The 20,893-nt window shown below is 58.9% G+C and carries 21 protein-coding genes and 2 pseudogenes; 15 read left to right on the top strand and 8 right to left on the bottom strand.

Annotation, left to right across the window (positions count from 1 at the left end):
• The 11 genes and pseudogenes from AC6CIA_RS22450 to hemN form a co-directional block, all read left to right on the top strand.
• Nucleotides 1-676: RHS repeat domain-containing protein (locus AC6CIA_RS22450; RefSeq protein WP_498315212.1), on the top strand; the 676-nt coding region annotated here is incomplete at its 5' end.
• 1 nt (nt 677) lies between these two features.
• On the top strand, nt 678-1,064 hold the full coding sequence (locus AC6CIA_RS22445) for a hypothetical protein (RefSeq protein ID WP_498315210.1): 387 nt from the start codon (nt 678-680) through the stop codon (nt 1,062-1,064).
• A 102-nt stretch (nt 1,065-1,166) separates the two neighbouring features.
• Complete coding sequence (locus AC6CIA_RS22440; protein ID WP_498315208.1) at nt 1,167-1,595, top strand: hypothetical protein; 429 nt, start codon at nt 1,167-1,169, stop codon at nt 1,593-1,595.
• An 8-nt stretch (nt 1,596-1,603) separates the two neighbouring features.
• Nucleotides 1,604-2,023 (top strand): hypothetical protein, encoded by a 420-nt coding sequence (locus tag AC6CIA_RS22435; protein ID WP_339531397.1) that lies wholly within the window; start codon nt 1,604-1,606, stop codon nt 2,021-2,023.
• A 104-nt stretch (nt 2,024-2,127) separates the two neighbouring features.
• Nucleotides 2,128-2,232: pseudogene (locus tag AC6CIA_RS22430) on the top strand (RHS domain-containing protein); the annotation flags it as partial.
• A 287-nt stretch (nt 2,233-2,519) separates the two neighbouring features.
• On the top strand, nt 2,520-3,935 hold the full coding sequence (gene ccoG, locus AC6CIA_RS22425; protein ID WP_498315206.1) for a cytochrome c oxidase accessory protein CcoG: 1,416 nt from the start codon (nt 2,520-2,522) through the stop codon (nt 3,933-3,935).
• Nucleotides 3,936-3,949: 14 nt separating this feature from the next.
• On the top strand, nt 3,950-4,489 hold the full coding sequence (locus AC6CIA_RS22420) for a FixH family protein (protein WP_084378849.1): 540 nt from the start codon (nt 3,950-3,952) through the stop codon (nt 4,487-4,489).
• Between the two features lie 145 nt (nt 4,490-4,634).
• The gene (locus tag AC6CIA_RS22415) at nt 4,635-7,076 is read left to right on the top strand and encodes a heavy metal translocating P-type ATPase (protein WP_498315204.1); all 2,442 of its coding nucleotides are present in this window, start codon (nt 4,635-4,637) and stop codon (nt 7,074-7,076) included.
• Between the two features lie 22 nt (nt 7,077-7,098).
• Nucleotides 7,099-7,326 (top strand): cbb3-type cytochrome oxidase assembly protein CcoS, encoded by a 228-nt coding sequence (ccoS, locus tag AC6CIA_RS22410; RefSeq protein WP_084378851.1) that lies wholly within the window; start codon nt 7,099-7,101, stop codon nt 7,324-7,326.
• Entirely contained in the window at nt 7,319-8,002 is a 684-nt protein-coding gene (locus AC6CIA_RS22405) for a sulfite exporter TauE/SafE family protein (RefSeq protein WP_498315202.1), read from the top strand. The genes ccoS and AC6CIA_RS22405 overlap by 8 nt, the downstream gene beginning before the upstream one ends.
• 102 nt (nt 8,003-8,104) lie before the next feature.
• The gene (hemN, locus tag AC6CIA_RS22400) at nt 8,105-9,487 is read left to right on the top strand and encodes an oxygen-independent coproporphyrinogen III oxidase (protein ID WP_498315201.1); all 1,383 of its coding nucleotides are present in this window, start codon (nt 8,105-8,107) and stop codon (nt 9,485-9,487) included.
• Between the two features lie 6 nt (nt 9,488-9,493).
• Here hemN and AC6CIA_RS22395 read toward each other — a convergent pair whose 3' ends face one another.
• Complete coding sequence (locus AC6CIA_RS22395) at nt 9,494-9,964, bottom strand: hypothetical protein (RefSeq protein WP_498315199.1); 471 nt, start codon at nt 9,962-9,964, stop codon at nt 9,494-9,496.
• 155 nt (nt 9,965-10,119) lie between these two features.
• On the opposite strand from AC6CIA_RS22395, the gene fnr reads away from it, so the two are divergent.
• Nucleotides 10,120-10,854, top strand: coding sequence for a fumarate/nitrate reduction transcriptional regulator Fnr (gene fnr, locus AC6CIA_RS22390; RefSeq protein ID WP_498315198.1), 735 nt, complete (start codon nt 10,120-10,122; stop codon nt 10,852-10,854).
• 93 nt (nt 10,855-10,947) lie between these two features.
• Entirely contained in the window at nt 10,948-11,496 is a 549-nt protein-coding gene (locus AC6CIA_RS22385) for an adenine phosphoribosyltransferase (protein ID WP_498315196.1), read from the top strand.
• 148 nt (nt 11,497-11,644) lie between these two features.
• Here the strand turns inward: AC6CIA_RS22385 and AC6CIA_RS22380 are convergent, their stop codons facing one another.
• The 7 genes from AC6CIA_RS22380 to AC6CIA_RS22350 form a co-directional block, all read right to left on the bottom strand.
• The gene (locus AC6CIA_RS22380) at nt 11,645-12,793 is read right to left on the bottom strand and encodes an acyl-CoA dehydrogenase family protein (protein WP_498315194.1); all 1,149 of its coding nucleotides are present in this window, start codon (nt 12,791-12,793) and stop codon (nt 11,645-11,647) included.
• 138 nt (nt 12,794-12,931) lie between these two features.
• Nucleotides 12,932-13,534 (bottom strand): recombination mediator RecR, encoded by a 603-nt coding sequence (gene recR / locus AC6CIA_RS22375; protein ID WP_084378856.1) that lies wholly within the window; start codon nt 13,532-13,534, stop codon nt 12,932-12,934.
• Nucleotides 13,535-13,592: 58 nt separating this feature from the next.
• Nucleotides 13,593-14,618 (bottom strand): NADPH-dependent curcumin/dihydrocurcumin reductase, encoded by a 1,026-nt coding sequence (gene curA / locus AC6CIA_RS22370; protein ID WP_498315191.1) that lies wholly within the window; start codon nt 14,616-14,618, stop codon nt 13,593-13,595.
• Between the two features lie 354 nt (nt 14,619-14,972).
• Nucleotides 14,973-15,311, bottom strand: a complete 339-nt coding sequence (locus tag AC6CIA_RS22365; protein ID WP_084378858.1) for a YbaB/EbfC family nucleoid-associated protein — start codon at nt 15,309-15,311, stop codon at nt 14,973-14,975.
• A gap of 66 nt (nt 15,312-15,377) precedes the next feature.
• The gene (dnaX, locus tag AC6CIA_RS22360) at nt 15,378-17,486 is read right to left on the bottom strand and encodes a DNA polymerase III subunit gamma/tau (protein ID WP_498315188.1); all 2,109 of its coding nucleotides are present in this window, start codon (nt 17,484-17,486) and stop codon (nt 15,378-15,380) included.
• Between the two features lie 168 nt (nt 17,487-17,654).
• Complete coding sequence (locus AC6CIA_RS22355; protein WP_498315186.1) at nt 17,655-19,373, bottom strand: putative bifunctional diguanylate cyclase/phosphodiesterase; 1,719 nt, start codon at nt 19,371-19,373, stop codon at nt 17,655-17,657.
• A gap of 18 nt (nt 19,374-19,391) precedes the next feature.
• Nucleotides 19,392-19,640 (bottom strand): hypothetical protein, encoded by a 249-nt coding sequence (locus tag AC6CIA_RS22350; RefSeq protein WP_339531423.1) that lies wholly within the window; start codon nt 19,638-19,640, stop codon nt 19,392-19,394.
• Between the two features lie 459 nt (nt 19,641-20,099).
• Here AC6CIA_RS22350 and AC6CIA_RS22345 point away from each other — a divergent pair, with 459 nt between their 5' ends.
• Nucleotides 20,100-20,414, top strand: a complete 315-nt coding sequence (locus AC6CIA_RS22345) for a helix-turn-helix domain-containing protein (protein ID WP_032863355.1) — start codon at nt 20,100-20,102, stop codon at nt 20,412-20,414.
• A 220-nt stretch (nt 20,415-20,634) separates the two neighbouring features.
• Nucleotides 20,635-20,841: pseudogene (locus AC6CIA_RS22340) on the top strand (DUF2167 domain-containing protein); the annotation flags it as partial.
• Nucleotides 20,842-20,893: the final 52 nt, after the last annotated feature.

Genomic DNA, 20,893 nt, shown 5'->3' with positions numbered 1-20,893 from the left:
TTACTACCACAACGATCTGAACGGACTACCGGAACAACTGACCGAAGCGGATGGGCATAACGTTTGGCACACGACGTACCGGGTGTGGGGCAACACGCTGGAAGAAGTGCGCGAGCCGTATTACATCGAGGAGCAGAACCTAAGGTTTCAGGGCCAGTACCTGGACCGGGAGACGGGGCTACATTTTAATACGTTTCGGTTTTATGATCCGGATGTGGGACGGTTTACGACGCCGGATCCGATTGGGCTGGTAGGGGGATTTAACCTTTATCAATATTCGCCGAACCCTTTTGGGTGGGTCGACCCTAAAGGCTTGGCGTGCAGTGCTTATAGGGGAAAACTGAATCAAAAAGCATCCCAGATGCGCGCAATGACTAAGGGCTCAAAAGAGTGGAAACAAGCAGTCATAGATAGCCGGACAGCCATGGCAAATGGGGAAAAATTCCAGATAAAAGTAAACTCAAGCTCAGACGCCAAGGCTTTCTTGAAAGAATCACAAGGCAATATGAACCGCTACAAAGCCCATACGCAAAGTGCTCGCGCTGATGGCGTAGCAAAGTATCCGAAGGGATATGAACAACACATGGCTCCAGAGGGCGGCTTTGGGGATACACCTCATATCAAGTGGTACAACAATGGAGGGGACGGTCATATATTCTATGACATTCCTAACTAACATGAAAAACAACTATCGATTAGAAAAACTGAAAAAAATTGAATTAAGTCCGAATGAAAACAGAGAAACCATCTATTCGTTTATGTTACAACCAACAATTTCAGGCAATTTCGATCAAGCACTCGATTCACTCGAAGACCTGAAGCCCCACATGACTTCGGATTATTATTACATAGCACACAAACTCAATACTCGTCGAGGTAAAAAAATAATCTTCAACGGTGAACTATGCAAGGCAAAAAAAAATGATATTTTGAGTTTTCTTGATAACGCTATCACTTCAGGCGATTTGCGCGAGCTATTAATCTCTCCAGTGAGAGCACAACCCGACAGAGAGGTAATATACATTTCAGAAGATGCTATCTATGTGTACACAACAAAACAATAAAGACTACCTAGCCCACAAAACTTGGACACTGCAGAGCGGAGACACCCAAATGATTTACTTCGCAGCCGACATAAAATCCAAGCACTCAATTGCGAACGTTTATTGCAAGACAACATCTCAAACTATACCAACAAACTTTATAAAAACCATAAAACCAAAATTAGAACCTATAATACCCCAATGGCGAAACAAGAACAGCGTACGTGGTGGTTTGGCAAGCGACGTACCGGGTGTGGGCAAACGCCTCAGCAAGTGGAAGCGATGCTATTGAAGAAAGGTTATACAAAAAGCATTACAAACCTGAACACCAACAAAACTCAGCACAGCCAATTCACGAGATCCACTAAGGTGGGACACAAGGATGTTTTGGACTTCCATCCAGGTGGCGGCGACCACAAGTCCAACTATTGGAAAGCATATAGAGGTGGCGAGGTTCAAGGACGTATCGCGCCCAAAGGCTTTGAAAACTACGATAGAATCGTGAATAGCCCCGTATTTATAGATGGGGTTTTAATGAACTCACCAAAATAGAGAGCATCATGGACATTACAAAAAAAATAATTCCAAAAACGTCAATCGGAGGAATAAGCATCGGAGAAAACATCACAAAAATTGAAGCGCGCATCTCTACCAGTTATAAAACCCATAAAACGCCCAATTCATTCACAATAGAGGATGGCTTTATCAGGGCGTACCATGACGCAGATGGAATTATCACAGCAGTTTCCTGCAACCAAGCGTTCACCGGAAACTACCAAAATAAATTATGGGCCGGCATGAGCGTAGCAGAAGTACTTAAACACTCTAAAGAGCAAACAGCATGGTCTGGCTTCGTGCAAATAGATAAAGTCAGTGGCATTGGTCTTTCGCTGCCTGAGGAACATGATGACTTTGAGTCTCTAACCGACAGCTTGGCACTCGATTTTATATTCGAGGAACTTTGGGTATATGCTTTCTGAGTCAGAATGAAAATAACTATCAACGGAAACAACTCAAAATTCATACCAACTTCAAATCAAAACCGAGGAGCTATCTATTCATTGATATTAAAATAGCACGCTGCAAAAAAATCCACGACTACCACAACGACCTCAATGGCCTGCCGGAACAACTCACCGACATAGACGAGCATAATGTCTGGCAAGCGACGTACCGGGTGTGGGGCTCACCCCCGAGAGGACGCCAAGACTCGCGCCTCAGGCATCTCGGCAAGACACAGCAGAGCAATACACCCTTTCCATCCCCCGCCAACGCCATGCAATGTCTATAGTCAATTGATCTGGGTCATGACTTGTTACATCCGCTACACCATTCTGCTTCTCCTCCCAACGCGACCAAAGGTCGCACCCTTGAGCCAGACCTACAGGCGTATCATTGCGCCATCGCAACACCCTTTCTGACCGTGGTCGGCACGTACTGGCCTCGGCACTTTTCCACTGCCGTGGGATGCAATTGATGAGCAACCAGATTCCGGTACATGACGTTACCCCGCCTGCCAAGGACGCGAACAAAAGCGTCGACCTGTATGCCTCGCGGGAGAAAATCTACACCCGCGCCTTCACTGGCCTGTTCCGCAACCTGCGGATGCTCGGCGGTGCCGGCCTGTTCTTGCTGTACTTCGGTACGGTATGGCTGAACTGGGGCGGCCACCAGGCCGTCTGGTGGAACCTGCCAGAACGTAAATTCTTCATCTTCGGTGCGACATTCTGGCCACAGGACTTCATCCTGCTGTCGGGCATTCTGATCGTTTCGGCGTTTGGCCTGTTCTTTATCACCGTGTATGCCGGCCGCATCTGGTGCGGTTATACCTGCCCGCAGAGCGTGTGGACCTGGATCTACATGTGGTGCGAAAAGGTCACCGAAGGCGACCGCAACCAACGCATCAAGCTGGACAAGGCGCCGATGAGCGCCAACAAGTTCCTGCGCAAGCTCAGCAAACACACGCTGTGGCTGCTGATCGGCTTTGTCACCGGCATGACCTTCGTCGGCTACTTCTCACCGATCCGTGAGCTGGTGTTCGACTTCTTCACCGGGCAGGCCGATGGCTGGTCGTATTTCTGGGTCGGTTTTTTCACGCTTGCCACCTACGGCAACGCCGGCTGGCTGCGCGAGCAAGTGTGCATCTACATGTGCCCTTATGCGCGCTTCCAGAGCGTGATGTTCGACAAGGACACCCTGATCGTCTCCTACGACCCGCGCCGTGGCGAAGCCCGTGGCCCGCGTAAAAAGGGCGTCGACTACAAGGCCCAGGGCCTGGGGGATTGCATCGACTGCACCATGTGCGTCCAGGTCTGCCCCACCGGGATCGACATCCGCGACGGTTTGCAGATCGAGTGCATTGGCTGCGCGGCCTGCATCGACGCCTGCGACACCATCATGGACAAGATGGACTATCCTCGCGGGCTGATCAGCTACACCACCGAACACAACCTGTCCGGGCAAAAGACCCACAAGCTGCGCCCGCGCCTGATCGGCTATGCGCTGGTGCTGCTGGCGATGATGAGCTTGCTGGCCACTGCGTTCTTCATGCGCTCGCTGGTAGGTTTCGATGTCAGCAAGGACCGGGTACTGTTCCGCGAAAACGCCGAAGGGCGGATCGAGAATGTCTACAGCCTGAAAATCATGAACAAGGACCAGCACGACCACACCTACATTCTGGCCGCCACGGGCCTGCCGGACCTCAAGCTGCAAGGCCGGCGCGAGATCAAGGTCGCCGCCGGGGAGATTTTCAGCATGCCGGTAGAACTCTCGAGCGCTCCGGAACAAATGCCGTCGACCACCAACGAAGTGAAGTTCATCCTCAAGGATGCTGACGATGAGAGCATCCACGTTGAAGCCAAGAGCCGGTTCATCGGCCCACAAAATCGTTGAAAGAGAACACAACAATGCCCGTAGCCACTGCCGTCAGCCCCTGGTACAAGCACCTCTGGCCCTGGATCATCATCGGCATCCTGGCGTGCTCGGTGACCTTGACCTTATCCATGGTGACCATCGCGGTGAACAACCCGGACAACCTGGTCAACGACAACTACTACGAAGCCGGCAAAGGTATCAACCGCTCCCTCGACCGCGAGCTGCTGGCCCAGACCCTGCAGATGCGCGCCACGATGCACCTTGATGAAGTAACCGGTGAGGTTGAGCTGCGCTTGAGCGGCAACAGCCTGCCGGCCACCCTGGAGCTGAACCTGATTTCTCCGACCCAGCCCGAGAAGGACCGCAAGGTCATCCTGGCCCGCAGCGAAAGCGAACCGGGCCGCTATATCGGTCAACTGGGCGACAAGGTTGAAGGTCGTCGTTTTGTTGAACTGCTGGGCGTACAGGACGACAAGGTCTGGCGCATGTTCGAGGAAGAAGAGGTCAACCACGGCAAGGACCTGATGCTCGGCGATGAGCCTTTGCAGGGCGCGGAAGACCTGAAAAACTGAGCGCCTCGACAGCTGCTACGGGGTAATTTATGGCTCGAGATTTGCGCTTGCTCGGCAAGATTCAAGACGGTATCTACGGGATGTATGACTTTCGCTTGCTCGGTGAGATTCAAAACAGCCCTCATCGCTCACTCAGATCGCGCTCATGACCAGCCCAACCGCCTGCTACCACTGCGCCCTCCCCGTTCCACCCGGCAGCCGGTTCAGCGCCGTGGTCCTCGGCCAGCCACGTGAGCTTTGCTGCCCCGGTTGCCAGGCGGTGGCCGAGGCGATTGTCGCAGGGGGCCTGGAGAGTTATTACCAACATCGCAGCGAAGCTTCGGCCAACCCCGACGCCTTGCCGGTGCAACTGGTAGACGAATTGGCGCTGTACGACCGTGCCGATGTGCAAAAACCCTTTGTGCGGCACGCGGGCGATCAAGCCGAAGCCACGCTGTTGATGGAAGGGATCAGTTGCGCCGCCTGTGGCTGGCTGATCGAAAAACACCTGCGCCGGCTGCCCGCGGTGGGCGAGGCACGCCTGAACCTGTCCAACCATCGCCTGCACGTCAGTTGGAACGACACACAACTCCCCTTGAGCCAACTCCTCGGCGAACTGCGCGATATCGGCTATGCCGCGCATCCCTATCAAGCCGATCGCGCCGCCGAGCAATTGGCCGAGGAAAACCGCCGGGCCTTGCGTCAACTGGGCGTCGCCGGGTTGCTGTGGTTCCAGGCGATGATGGCGACCATGGCCACCTGGCCGGAATTCAATATCGACCTCAGCCCCGAGCTGCATGTGATCCTGCGCTGGGTCGCGCTGTTTCTCACCACGCCGATTGTGTTCTACAGCTGTGCGCCGTTTTTCAAAGGCGCCATGCGTGACCTGCGTACCCGCCACTTGACCATGGACGTCTCGGTCTCCCTGGCCATCGGCGGCGCGTATCTGGCCGGCATCTGGACCGCCATCACCGGCGTCGGCGAGCTGTATTTCGATGCGGTCGGCATGTTCGCCCTGTTCCTGCTGGCCGGACGTTATCTGGAACGCCGGGCGCGGGAGCGCACCGCCGCGGCCACCGCGCAATTGGTCAACGTGCTGCCCGCCTCGTGCCTGCGCCTGCATGCCGATGGCCAGAGCGAGCGTATTCTGCTCCGCGAACTGGCCCTGGGCGACCGCGTACTGGTGCATCCAGGCGCAATCCTGCCCGCCGACGGAGTGATTCTCGACGGCCAATCGAGCATCGACGAATCGCTGCTCACCGGCGAGTACCTGCCGCAACCGCGAGAAGCGGGCGACGCGGTCACTGCTGGCACCCTCAACGTTGAAGGCGCGCTGACCGTGGAGGTTCGCGCCCTGGGCCACGACACCCGCCTGTCGGCCATCGTGCGTCTGCTGGAACGCGCCCAGGCGGAAAAGCCGCGCCTGGCCGAGATTGCCGATCGTGCGGCGCAATGGTTCCTGTTGTGTTCGCTGATTGCCGCCGCCGTGATCGGCCTGCTGTGGTGGGAGCTGGACCCGTCGCGGGCCTTCTGGATTGTCTTGGCGATGCTGGTCGCAACCTGCCCCTGCGCCCTATCCCTGGCCACCCCGACCGCACTGACCGCCGCCACCGGCACCCTGCACAAACTCGGCCTGCTGTTGACCCGCGGCCATGTGCTGGAAGGCCTGAACCAGATCGACACGGTGATTTTCGACAAGACCGGCACCCTCACTGAAGGTCGCCTGGCCTTGCGTGCCATCCGGCCGCTGGGAGCACTGGACAGTGATCAATGCCTGGCGCTCGCCGCCGCCCTTGAGAACCGCTCCGAACATCCGATTGCGCGGGCTTTCGGGCGTGCCCCGCTGGCGGCCGACGAAGTGCTCAGCACGCCGGGCCTGGGGCTTGAAGGCCGGGTCGGCGCACAACGCTTGCGCATTGGTCAGCCGGGGTTTGTCTGTGAATTGAGCGGTTGCGCCACGCCGCCCGCCCCCACGGAAGCCGGCCAATGGTTGCTGCTGGGCGACAGCCGCGGCGCCCTGGCCTGGTTTGTCCTCGATGATCGCCTGCGCAGCGATGCGCCGGCGCTGCTCGCCGCCTGCAAGGCGCGCGGCTGGCGGACGCTGCTGCTGTCGGGAGACAGTTCACCGATGGTCGCCAGCGTGGCGGCCGAACTGGGCATCGACGAAGCCCACGGCGGCCTGCGCCCCGACGACAAGCTGCACAGACTGCAACAACTGCACAAGGAAGGCCGCAAGGTGTTGATGCTCGGCGACGGCGTCAACGATGTGCCAGTGCTGGCCGCCGCCGATATCAGCGTGGCGATGGGCTCGGCCACCGATCTGGCAAAGACCAGCGCCGATGCGGTGTTGCTGTCCAACCGTCTCGATGCGCTGGTACAAGCCTTCAGCCTGGCGCGGCGCACCCGTCGCGTGATCATTGAAAACCTGTTGTGGGCAGGGCTGTACAATGGCCTCATGTTGCCGTTTGCCGCCCTGGGTTGGATCACCCCCATCTGGGCGGCGATCGGCATGTCACTCAGTTCGTTGACCGTGGTGCTCAATGCCCTGCGCCTGACTCGCCTGCCGGCAGCCAGCGCCACCCCCGTCACCCGTCCGCTGCCGGTTTGAGCCCAACGGACATGGAGTAGCGATGCCAGCTCTTTACGTAATGATTCCGGCGGCGCTGTTGATCGTCGCGATCGCCATCTACATCTTCTTCTGGGCCGTGGACAGCGGCCAGTACGACGACCTCGACGGCCCGGCCCACAGCGTGCTGTTCGACGACCAGGACCCCAAGCATCTGGCTGCCGTCGACGAAGCCAGCCAGGCTGCGCAAGCCCCCGCCAAGCCTGACGAACCGACGCCTCCGCATGCTTGAGTTGGCGCCGCTGCTGGTTTCAGCGCTGATCCTCGGGCTGCTGGGCGGCGGTCATTGCCTGGGCATGTGCGGCGGCCTGATGGGCGCGCTGACCCTGGCGATTCCCAAGGAGCAACGCAGCCGGCGCTTTCGCCTGCTGCTGGCCTACAACCTGGGACGCATCCTCAGCTACGCCTGCGCAGGCGTGCTGATCGGGCTGGCAGGCTGGGCGGTCGCCAACAGCCCGGCGGCAATGTTCATGCGCGTGCTTGCCGGACTGCTGTTGATCACCATGGGCTTGTACCTCGCGGGTTGGTGGAGCGGCCTGACGCGCATCGAGAACCTCGGGCGCGGCCTGTGGCGCCATATCCAACCCGTGGCCAATCGTTTGCTGCCAGTCTCCAGCCTGCCCCGCGCCTTGCTGCTGGGGGCGCTCTGGGGCTGGCTGCCGTGCGGCTTGGTCTACAGCACGTTGTTATGGGCCGCCAGCCAGGGCAACGCGCTGGACAGTGGGCTGCTGATGCTGGCTTTCGGCCTCGGTACCTGGCCGGTGTTGCTGGCCACCGGCTTGGCCGCCGAGCGCATGACGGCCCTGCTGCGCAAGCGCAGCGTACGCATGACCGGCGGCCTGCTGGTGATTTTATTCGGTATCTGGACACTGCCCGGGCCACACCAGCACTGGCTGATGGGGCATTGAAAGACCCTGTGGCATAGCGCCGCCCCCCGTTGATGCAAATCAACATGATTGCGCAACCAAGCCCCTAGACTCGGCCCACTAGCCTACCCGGGGAACGCCCGCATGCTCGACGCCATTCGTTGGGACACCGATCTGATTCATCGCTACGACCTGGCGGGACCGCGCTATACCTCGTACCCCACCGCTGCCCAGTTCACCAGCCAGGTCGGCACCTTCGACCTGCTCCACGCCCTGCGTGACAGCCGCAGGGCCGTCCGTCCGTTGTCGCTGTATGTGCATGTGCCGTTTTGCGCCAACATTTGCTACTACTGCGCCTGTAACAAAGTCATCACCAAGGACCGGGGCCGCGCCCAGGCTTATCTACAACGCCTGGAGCAGGAAATCCAATTGCTGGGCTGTCACCTGGACCCCGGACAGCAGGTCGAGCAGTTGCATTTGGGGGGTGGCACGCCGACCTTTCTCAGCCACGACGAACTGCGTCAGTTAATGGCCCAGTTACGTCAGCACTTCACCCTGCTGGACGACGACTCCGGCGACTATGGCATCGAGATCGACCCGCGGGAAGCTGACTGGGCCACCATGGGTCTGTTGCGTGAACTGGGCTTCAATCGTGTGAGCATCGGCGTGCAGGACCTGGATCCCGAGGTGCAGCGGGCGGTCAATCGCCTGCAAAGCCTGGAGGAAACCCGCGCGGTGGTCGAAGCCGCACGGACCCTGCAGTTTCGCTCGATCAACATCGACCTGATCCATGGCCTGCCCAAACAGACGCCGGAACACTTCGCCCGAACCCTGGACGAGGTCATCAGCCTGCAACCTGATCGCCTGGCGGTGTTCAACTATGCCCACCTGCCGGAGCGCTTCATGCCCCAACGGCGGATCAACAGTGACGAGTTGCCGGCACCCGCCGATAAACTGTCGATGCTACAAAACACCCTCGAACAGCTCAGCGTTGCCGGTTACAACTACATCGGCATGGATCATTTCGCCCTGCCTGACGACGAGCTGGCCATCGCCCAGGAAGAGTCCACTTTACAGCGCAACTTCCAGGGCTATACCACCCACGGCCATTGCGACCTGATCGGACTCGGCGTATCGGCCATCAGCCAGATTGGCGATTTATACTGCCAGAACAGCAGCGATCTGAACCACTACCAAAGCGCCTTGGCCGGGGCGCAGTTGGCGACCAGTCGCGGCCTGCTGTGCACGACTGACGACCGCTTGCGACGCGCCGTGATTCAGCAGTTGATCTGTCAGTTCGGCGTGGAATTCAAGACCATCGAACAGACTTTCAATATTGATTTTCGCGGTTATTTCGCCAGCGTCTGGCCTCGGCTGCAGATGATGGCCGATGACGGCCTGATCGAACTCAATGCTGAGAGGCTGCGTGTACTGCCCGCCGGACGCCTTTTGGTGCGCTCGGTATGCAGGGTGTTCGATGCCTATCTGGACCCGCAGGACAGGCAACGATTTGCACCGGTGATTTGACCCGGCTTACTTCGCCATCAACGAGGCCGCCTTGAGCGCGTCTTCAGCACTCAGGTTTTTCATCGCCTCGGTCAGAGACGCATAGGCTGTCGCCAGACCCGCCTGCAATCCGCCCAATGCCGATTGCAGGCTGGCCACTTTAGCCTGCGCCTGTTCCGGACTCAGACGCTTGTCGGCCATGACAGCAGCCATCTCAGCCATCTTTTCGGCGATCTGTTGCTTCAACTGACGAATCATCTTCAACAGTTTCTGCACATTATCGGACAGCCCGCTGTCTTCAATATCGCTGTTGGCCGCTTTCTCGGCACCCGCCGCCTTCAACGAGGCGCCGGAAAAGGTCACGGTCACGCCTTCCACGGCTTTGGTTTCGGGGAGCGCGGTGGTCTCGGCCAGTTCGTCCTTGGAGGTGTCTTTTTTCGGTTCAAGCAAGGCAGGGACCGTCGTGCGGGACGGGAGATGAGTACCGATGGAAAGCATGTGTCGAGGCTCCGGGCTCTAGGTCTATAGCAATACATCGGCCGCCTTCACCGAACCTTTATACCCATTGGCGGTTTGTTGCAGAAGCTGGCCTGTTAGTCACCCAGTGCGGTACCCTTACGTCTTATGTGTGATTTCCCACAAGGATTTAAAAAATGTCCGAGCCAGTCAAACTGCGCGTGCACAATCAGGCTCACTGCAAGGATTGCAGTCTGGCGCCCCTCTGTTTACCACTTTCGCTGAATCTGGAAGACATGGACGCCCTGGACGAAATCGTAAAGCGCGGTCGCCCTCTGAAAAAGGGTGAGTTTCTGTTTCGCCAGGGCGACACCTTCGACTCCGTCTACGCTGTGCGCTCGGGCGCCTTGAAGACGTTCAGCCTGAGTGATGGCGGTGAAGAACAGATCACTGGCTTCCACCTGCCCAGCGAACTGGTCGGCCTGTCCGGCATGGATAGCGAGATTCATCCGGTGTCGGCCCAGGCGCTGGAAACCACGTCTGTGTGTGAGATCCCTTTCGAACGCCTCGATGAACTGGCCGTGCAATTGCCACAATTGCGCCGGCAGTTGATGCGGGTGATGAGCCGCGAGATCCGTGACGACCAGCAAATGATGCTGTTGTTGTCGAAAAAAACCGCCGACGAACGGATCGCAACATTCCTGGTCAATCTCTCGGCGCGTTTCCGTGCTCGCGGCTTCTCGGCCAACCAGTTCCGCCTGAGCATGTCACGTAACGAAATCGGCAACTACCTGGGCCTGGCGGTGGAAACCGTGTCGCGGGTTTTCACGCGGTTCCAGCAGAACCAATTGATCGCCGCCGAGGGCAAGGAAGTGCATATCCTTGATCCGATCCAACTGTGTGCATTGGCCGGCGGCTCCATCGACGGTTAACACCTGAACGGTTGATTCAGACACCTGCGTCCGCGCCAACCGGCCGGACCGCAGGTATACTGCGAAGTCTTTGCCTCCCAGGACTTTGCGCCGATGATCTTCGATTCGTTCGACATCAAATCCCTGATTCGCCCCGTCATCGATTTCCCCAAGCCCGGGGTGATCTTCCGTGACATCACGCCGCTGTTTCAATCGCCCAGGGCACTGCGACTGGTGGCTGACACCTTTATCCAGCGTTACGTAGAAGCCGAGTTCACCCATATCGGCGCGATGGACGCCCGCGGCTTTTTGATCGGTTCGATCATTGCCTACCAGTTGAACAAGCCGCTGATTCTGTTCCGTAAGCAAGGCAAGCTACCGGCTGACGTGCTGGCCGAGGGCTACCAGACCGAATACGGCGAAGCCTTCCTGGAAGTACACGCCGATAGCCTGTGCGAAGGCGACTCGGTGCTGATGTTCGATGACCTGATCGCCACCGGCGGCACCCTGATCGCCGCCGCCAACCTGGCGCGACGCATGGGAGCGCAGATCTTCGAGGCGGCAGCGATTATCGACCTGCCGGAGCTGGGCGGCTCACAGCGCCTGGAAGACATGGGCATTCCTACATTCTGCCTGACTCAATTTGCGCTGACCGACATGTAAACAGTTGCTGATCAGTCAAGCCAACACCGATTGATGTAGGAGCGAGCTTGCTCGCGAAGAACGCGAAGGCGCCGTGTTTATCCTGAATACAGGCGTTATCGTTGAGGTTTTTCGCGAGCAAGCTCGCTCCTACAATGATGGGAGTTGGCTACAGCCCCATCTGCTTGCTGATGATTTCATTCATCACTTCACGCGTTCCACCGCCAATCGAAAGAATCCGGTTGTCGCGGTACAGCCGCTCCACCAGGCTGCCACGCATGTAGCCCAAGCCGCCGAGAATCTGCACCGCGTCGTACGTGACGCGGTCAGCGGTGTCGGTGGCGAGGTTCTTGGCCATGGAAATTTCCTTGATCACACTTTTTCCGGCGGCCATCTTCGCTGCCTGGCGATAGGTGAACTCCCGGGAAACCTCCACAGCAGTGGCCATCTCCGCCAGGCGATGCTTGAGCACCTGGAACTTGCCGATGGGTTTGCCAAAGGCTTCACGCTGGGCGGCCCACTTCAGGCTCTCTTCCAATGCCAATTGCGCGGTCATGTTGGCCATCACGGCCAAGGCCAGGCGTTCATTCTGGAAGTTGCCCATGATGCAGGCAAATCCCATGTTCTCGACACCGATCAGATTACCTGCAGGCACACGGCAATCGTCGAAAAACAACTCAGCCGTGTCCGAGGCCCACCAGCCCATTTTTTTCAAGGGCTGGCCAACGCTGAAACCGGGAGTGCCCTTCTCTATCAACAACAGGCTGATGCCAGCAAACCCTGCCCCGCCGGTACGCACCGCGACCGTGTAGTAGTCCGCACGCACACCGCTGGTGATAAAGGTTTTGCTGCCACTGACCCGGTAATAGTCGGCGTCGCGCACCGCCCGGGTTTGCAGGTTCGCCACATCCGAACCGCCACCCGGCTCGGTAACGGCCAGGGCCATGATCTTCTCGCCGGCCAGGACTTGCGGCACCAGCCACTCACGCACCTCGGGGCGCGCCCATTTGACGACAGGCGGCAAGCCGATATCCAGCGAACCCAGACCGGCGACTGTGCCGCCGGAGCCACACCGCATCAGCTCTTCACTGGCTGCCACTTTGGCGAACAGGTCACCTTCATGACTGCCACCCAAGACCTCGGGATAGCCAATACCGAGAATCCCCGCCGCGCCGGCCTTGAGGTACAACTCGCGGGGGAAACTTTCGGCCTCCTCCCAGCGCTCGATGTCCGGCAACATCTCGCGCTCGACGAAGCGGCGCACGCTGTCGCGGATCAACTGATGGTGGGGATCGAAGTATTCCTGAAAGGCTGACATCGGCAAACTCCATGCACAGATGGAGCGAACTTACCAAGCGCTTGCTTGGTTTTCAAGCGCACGATTTTTCTGACAGCCTTCCAACGGCGTGTCCATGCACCTGTCTGAATGATCGACAAATCTCAGGGGTGAAGGGGCTCAGAGGGCGATCGGCTTGCGACCGGCGAAAGAGTGCGCCAGGGTGCCGCCATCGACCAGTTCCAACTCTCCTCCCAGCGGCACGCCGTGGGCGATGCGCGAGGTGATCAAGCCTTTATTGGTCAGCAGTTGGGCGATGTAATGGGCGGTGGCTTCCCCTTCCACCGTCGGGTTGGTGGCCAGGATGACTTCGGTAAAAGTCCCCTGTTCCTGAATGCGGGTCAGCAGTTGCGGAATCCCGATGGCTTCCGGCCCCAGGCCATCCAGCGGCGACAGATGGCCCTTGAGCACGAAGTAGCGCCCGCGATAACCGGTCTGTTCCACCGCGTACACATCCATCGGGCCTTCCACTACGCACAGCAGCGTGTCATCACGCCGCGGATCGGCGCATTGCGGGCAGAGTTCTTCCTCGGTGAGAGTCCGACATTGCCGGCAATGCCCGACGCCTTCCATGGCCTGACTCAAGGCCAAGGCCAGGCGCGAACCACCGCTGCGATCACGCTCCAGCAGTTGCAGCGCCATGCGCTGGGCAGTTTTCTGGCCGACGCCGGGCAACGTGCGCAAGGCGTCGATCAGTTGGCGAATCAGGGGGCTGAAGCTCATGAGGGCAAGGTCCGACAAAACAACGAGACGCGGTTTATACCCGCGCCCCGGATTAGCGTCAAATGCGCACCACCAACTTGCCGAAGTTGCGCCCCTCCAGCAAACCGATAAAGGCTTCTGGGGCTTGCTCCAGGCCGTCGACTACGTCTTCGCGGAACTTGATCTTGCCGTCTCGCACCCACGGCGCCATGGCACTGAGGAATTCTGGCTGGCGATCGCCGTAATCATCGAACACGATAAAGCCCTGGATGCGCACGCGCTTGGTCAGCAACGTGCGCTGCAGCGCCGGCAACCTGTCAGGACCGCTGGGTGCCTCATGGGCGTTGTAACCCGCAATCAGGCCACACAAGGGAACCCGCGCCTTGGGGTTGAGCAGCGGCAACACGGCGTCAAAGACCTTGCCACCAACGTTCTCGAAATAGATGTCGACACCCTCGGGACACGCCTGGGCCAGGGCTTCGGCAAAATCCTCAGTCTTGTGATCAATGCAGGCATCAAAACCCAGCTCATCCAGCACGTAGCGACACTTTTCAGCCCCACCCGCCACACCCACTACCCGCAGGCCCCTGAGCTTGGCCACTTGCCCCACCACGGACCCCACAGCGCCAGATGCCGCCGCCACGACCAGGGTTTCCCCGGCCTTCGGCTGACCAATATCCGTCAGGCCCATATACGCGGTCATGCCAGGCATACCCAACACGCCGAGGGCCATGGACGGGCTGGGCAGCCCCTTGGGAACCGGCATCAGGTTGCGTCCATCGCAAATGCTGTGGCTCTGCCAGCCGGTGGAACCCACCACCAGATCGCCTACTTCAAATTTCGGATTGCGTGACTGCTCAATACGGCTGACAGCGCCACCCGTCATTACCTCATCGATTTCTACCGGTGCTGCGTAAGACGGTGCGTCGCTCATGCGCCCCCGCATGTAGGGATCCAGGGACAGGAATAAGGTTTTGAGCAAGACCTGGCCCTCCTCCAGGTCCGGCAGGGCCACGCGCTCGAGCCGAAAGTTTTCCGGCACGGGCGCGCCCTGTGGACGGGAGGCCAGAACAATGCGCTGGTTGAGGGTCATGGCTTCGGTCATCTGCGAGGCTCCTTTAACGGTGACAAGTATTCAACGGTATAGGGTGCAGACATCGCCGTGGGCATCGAGGTTCGACACAATCACCTGATGCAGGATGCAGGTGCAACTTTCTTGAGCGCAAAAAAAGGCCAGGCACGAGGCCTAATGCTGATCAGTTAAGCAGCGGAACGTGTGGGCGGGCTTATGTGGGAGCGGGCTTGCTCGCGATGGTGGCGTGTCAGTCATCTTATGCGTGTCTGATACACCGCCATCGCGAGCAAGCCCGCTCCCACACAAGCCCGCTCCCACAGGAGTTTCGCTTAGCTGATCGGCATCAGGCACAAGGCCTGGCACTGGTTCACGCGTGCCGAGCGATCAGAACGGCAGCTTCATGCCCGGCGGCAGTTGCATGCCAGCGGTCATCCCGGACATTTTGTCCTGGCTGTTGGCTTCGATCTTGCGCACAGCGTCGTTGACGGCCGCGGCAAACAGCGCCTCGAGCATTTCCAGATCGTCTTCACTCACACCTGGCAACACGCTTGGATCGATGCTCACACGCTTGATGTCGTGACGACCGGTCATCACCACGCTGACCATATCGCCACCGGCTTTACCGGTGACTTCGGCGTTGGCCAGTTCTTCCTGCATCTTGGCCATTTTTTCCTGCATCTGCTGCGCCTGCTTCATCAGGCCGGCCATGCCACCTTTCATCATGGGAATCACCTCAAAAGTACGTGGATCAATACAGCATCATGCACAAGGGCATGACGCCTTCAATTATCAGCCCTGTGCTGCCTGGGCCTCGACGGGTTCAATAGTATCGTGTCGCACCACCGCGCCGAACTGTTCCATCATCTGCTGGATGAGCGGATCACCCTGAATCGACTCTTCGGCCTCGCGCTGACGGTTGAGACGACGGCGAGTGGCGGCCTGGGCCGGGGTTTCCTGCTCCGGCTTGATCAGCTCGATGGTTACCGTCAAGGTGCGTTCGTGGTACTGGTTCAGCGCATCATTGAGACGACGCTGCTGGGTGGCGTTGAACAGCGCGCTGTGGGCCGGGTCCAGGTGCAACAGCCAGTGATCGCCATCAACGGCAATCAGCGTGCAGTTGGCGGCGATGCTGCCGGTCATGCCGGAGATCGGCAATTTCGGGAACAGCTCCAGCCATTGCAACGCCAGGCCAGTGGCCGGCATCGCCGCGGGCTCAGCTTCGGGCTCCGGCGCCGGCTCGGCGGTGTGCTCGCTGGCCAACTCATCCAGATAGCTGTAGGCCGAATCCATGTCCGGCTCGATGTAATCTTCGTCCAGCGGCGGTTCGTCGTCGAGATCGATCCCCGGGGTTGCGGCATCCACTTCGGCAATGGTCGGCTCAGGCACCGGCGCCGAGGCCTGTTCCGGAGCGTCCGGTACTACGCTGTCCGGGGTCGACGCGGGCATCGGCGTGAGATCGGGCTGTTCGCCAATCGTCTCCAATACCGGTTCGACTGCCGGTTGCTGCTCGATTGGCGCTTCCAGCGGGTCGTTCCAGGGCAAGTCGACCACCGGGGCAGCTTCGGGCTCGACAACCGGCCCAGGCAACACCACAGACGCTTCCGGCTCAGCAACAATTGGTGCTGGTGCTGGTGCTGGTGCTGGTGCTGGTGCTGGTGCTGGTGCTGGTGCTGGTGCTGCAGGTTCCGGCGTCGCCACGCTCGGCGCAACCACTGGCACGACTGCCGCCGCGCCAGCCACTGGTTTGGCGGAATCAACTGTGGCCTGGCTGATCCCCACTGGCTTTAGCGGTTGTCTCGGCGCATCGTCGGTGTCGGCGGGCCGGAACGCCAGCATCCGCAACAGGACCATCTCGAAACCGCCACGTGGATCTGGCGCCAACGGCAAGTCGCGGCGCCCGATCAGTCCCATCTGGTAATAGAACTGTACATCTTCGGCCGGCAGCGCCTGGGCCAGGGCCAACACGCGGTCACGGTCGCCATGGCCATTGTCGACGCCTTCCGGCAAGGCCTGGGCGATAGCGACACGGTGCAACACGTTAAGGATTTCCGACAGCACGCCGTTCCAGTCCGGGCCTTGCTCGGACAGATGACGGATCGCTTCGAGCAACGCCTTGGCATCCCCTTCGATCAACGCATGCAGCACATCAAAAACCTGCCCGTGATCCAGCGTACCGAGCATCGCCCGCACGTCAGCGGCCATGACCTTGCCTTCGCCGAAGGCAATCGCCTGGTCGGTGAGACTCATGGCGTCACGCATCGAGCCATCGGCGGCACGTCCCAGCAACCACAGTGCATCGTCTTCAAAGGGCACGTTTTCGACGCCCAGAACGTGGGTCAGATGCTCGACCACCCGCTCCGGGGTCATGTTTTTCAGGGAGAACTGCAGGCACCGCGACAAAATCGTTGCAGGAAGTTTCTGCGGATCAGTGGTCGCCAGGATGAACTTGACGTAGGGCGGCGGCTCTTCCAGGGTTTTCAACAAGGCGTTGAAGGAATGGCTGGACAGCATATGTACTTCGTCGATCAGGTAGACCTTGAAGCGACCACGGCTGGGAGCGTACTGCACGTTGTCCAGCAACTCGCGCGTGTCTTCGACCTTGGTACGGCTCGCGGCGTCGATCTCGATCAGGTCGACGAAGCGCCCTTCGTCGATCTCCCGGCACACCGAGCAAGTGCCGCACGGCGTCGAGGTGATGCCGGTCTCACAGTTCAGGCACTTGGCGATGATTCGCGCAATCGTGGTCTTGCCCACCCCCCGGGTACCGGTGAACAGGTAGGCGTGGTGCAGCCGTTGGCTGTCCAAGGCATTGATCAGAGCCTTGAGCACATGGGTCTGGCCGACCATTTCGCGGAACGAGCGCGGACGCCATTTACGTGCAAGAACCTGATAACTCATCGAAAACCGTCGCAACTGGGAAGCGGAAGCCGGTAATGCTAGCGGAGCAAGGGGGAAATTGCATCCGGCACGCTCGTCTAATCTGATCAAGCAGCTCCAGGCACGCCTGCTCAAGGGCCAATCCCGAGGATTTCATGCCCATTACCCCAGGCGTTTCACCGGCCATAATCACCCCGAGCCGGGCGCGCTGCCCCAACCAGCCATGTCGTCGTCATAGGCCGCCCATGTGAAGTGGGCGACCCACGCTGGCACCGCCGCAGCCGGCATGGGCTGAGCGAAGAAAAAGCCTTGCGCCAGCTCACAGCCCATGCGCAGCAGCAACTGCCCATGCTCCCGCGTTTCCAGGCCTTCGGCGATCACTTCGCGCCCAAAAGCCCGCGCCAGGCCAATCACGGCCTGGGTCAGCGCCAAATCGTCCTTGTCGTGAATAATGTCGCGCACAAACGACCTGTCGATCTTGATGGTCTGGGTAGGTAATTGCTTGAGGTAACTCAAGGACGAATACCCGGTCCCGAAATCATCCAGGGAAAACCTCACCCCCAGCGACTGGCAGGCTTCAAGGTGTGCGGTGACTCGCTGGATGTGATCAATAGCCACCGACTCGGCAATCTCCAGGTCCAGCATGTGCGGTTCAACGTCGGGGTGCTTTGCCAGCAACTGTTGCAGGCGTCCGACAAAATCCATCCGCTGGAAGTGTCGCGCGGCGATGTTGACGCTGACCGGCCAGCAATACCCCGCGCCTTGCCATTGGCGTACCTGCGCCAGCACTTGATCCATCGCCCACTCACCCACTTCGACAATCAGGTCGGTCTGCTCGATCAGCGGCAAGAAGTCCTTCGCCGGCACCAGGCCGCGTACCGGGTGCTGCCAGCGTAACAATGCTTCAAAACCGACAACCTGACCGTGGCGCAAATTGACCTTGGGGTGGTAATGCAGACACAACTCCCCCGCAGCCAGCGCCTGACGCAATTGCTGCACCGTCTGCTGGGTCGCCTTGACCTCCTGCTCCAAAGACACATCAAACAACTGGAAACGGTTACGCCCATTCTGCTTGGCCACGTACATCGCCTGGTCGGCATGGCGCAGCAAGGTGTCGGCGTCTTCGTCATCCAGCGGAAACTGGGTGACGCCGATACTGGCGAATACGTTGATCTGCGCGCCCTGGATCGAGTAGGGCTCGGAGATTGCCTTGAGGATACGCAGCAACGCTGCATGGAGTTCCTGAGCATCCCGCACATAGCGCAGGATCAGCACAAATTCATCCCCGGCGAGCCGGGCGACCACATCCTCGCCGCGAATAATCTCACGCAGCCGACTGGCAACCTCCACCAGCAACAAGTCACCGCAGGCATGGCCGTAGCCGTCGTTGACCGCCTTGAACCCGTCCAGATCGAGCATGCACACCGCCAGCGGAATATCCTCACGGCGCGAGAACTCCAGGGACTGCACCAGCAACTCGGAAAGGTAGGCGCGATTGGGCAGGCCTGTGAGCACATCGTGACCCACCCGCCATTGTAATGTGTGCAGCAACTGGCGTTTTTCGCTGACATCGAAGCGGATCGACACGTACTTTTGCACCAGCCCGGTTCGCTCGTCCAACAGCGGCACCATGGTACTGTCGACCCAATAAAGCGTGCCATCCTTGGCGCGGTTGCAGATTTCACCGCGCCACACCCCGCCGCCTGTAATGGTGCGCCACATACCCTGGAAAAACGCGACAGGATGCAATCCGGAGGCGAGAAGCCGGTGGTTCTGCCCCAGCAACTCGTCCCGACTGTAACCGGACAGGACGCAGAACTGATCGTTGACGTAGGTAATGCGGCCGGCCAGGTCAGTCTCGGAAAAAATGGCGGCTGCATCCACGGCTCTGCGGTATTTCTCATCCATGAGTGAGGCTCTAGGTGGCTAGCGGTTGAACCGCTCGACCAGGGCACGCAACCCGGAAGAGATGCTTTCAAGTTCCCGTCCACGAATCGCTGCAGCGTTGACCTTGCACGCTGTCTTTTGCACCGTGGCGGCGGCATTGTGGCTCGGTTGCGAGGCTTCCTCAGCGTCGCGATGGGTGATGTGGCGGTTGGCGGCAGCTGCGCGAATTAGCCGTTGCTGATCCCCAAAAGCCTGTTCAACAGCGATGACCGGCAAATTGAGACGCACGATAAAGCTCCATGGACAGCATTCCCCCTACCCGGTGTCAGCCTGACAGGCGCCCGGTAGATTCATATTTCCCGACGCTCGGCACCGGCAATCCGTGAACTGAGCACAAACGGCGGCGAAACCCGGTATCCGCCCAGCAATTAACCGTCGATTCGACGAAGATCAACTAGGCTTTAATACGAGTCGCCGGCGCGAAAGTCTGGGCGGTACGATGGCACTGGTAATCGACGTACCCGCCACTGCCGAGCGTGCGTTTCATGGGCAACTTTATGAAAACAGGGAGCAGGCAATGATGTCCTGTTTCACAAACCGGCCTTCTGAAACGAGAGCACCAAATACTTGTCTTAAATGCCGATTCTACGAATTGCATCACATTTTGCAAGAAAAGGTGATGGTGCATGCCGTTGCCTAATGCCAATATTTATCGTTAAGTTCTTGATTCTAAATGGGAATTGAGCGATGCAAATTTCAAGTTTGGGTCCGGCCATCAGACGCTACCGCAAGGTCGCGGGGCTTACTCAGGCTGAACTAGGTGAGAAAACCGGTTTTGACCCTAAAACCATCAGCCGCTTCGAAACCGGCACCTATACACCCAGCGTTGACGCTCTGTTCTTGTTTGCAGAGGCTCTGGGAGTGAAGCTGAAAGTCTTTTTTGCCGATCTGGGCGATGAGGATGAACAGCGCGCTTATCTGTTCGGTGTCATTCACAAAGCCACCCCGAAGGATCTGGGAAAGCTGATTGCGGCGGTAGACCAGGCCTTGTCCAAGCCTTAGAGCTCGTAATAAATAAACAGGGCAGCCAGTTGATGCTGGCTGTTCTGTGCACATCGACTTCTGACATGAACCGACCGGACAGCCCTCCCCATTGCAGGCGCTGAGCTGCGCTTTTGTCAGGCTTTACGCAAGACGTGCGATTACGGCGAAGACTGATTCAGTTACTTGGGAAAATGTAATTCAAAATGTAAGGGACTACCATGCAACAACTCCGCCGATTAAGGAGCGCCAGAAACAAGGCTACTCCGGATTACACCTGCTGGGCTGGGCAGAACCGCCGCACTACGATCGGCAAAGTCACAAGATGTACTGGGCTCGCGAACTGAAAGCCGACGACGCCGACCAGAACACCCTCAACTACAGCATTCGCGTGCTGGGTCGTGAAGGCGTGCTGGAGCTCAACGCCGTCGCAGCCATGGCCGGCCTGCTGGCGCTGGTGCGTAAGTTGCTCAACCGCAACAAGGACTGAGACGACGGCG

Source organism: Pseudomonas sp. GQ91 (assembly GCF_059758795.1).
Note: the sequence above shows the minus strand (reverse complement) of the source record. Positions and strands in the feature narration are given on the sequence as shown.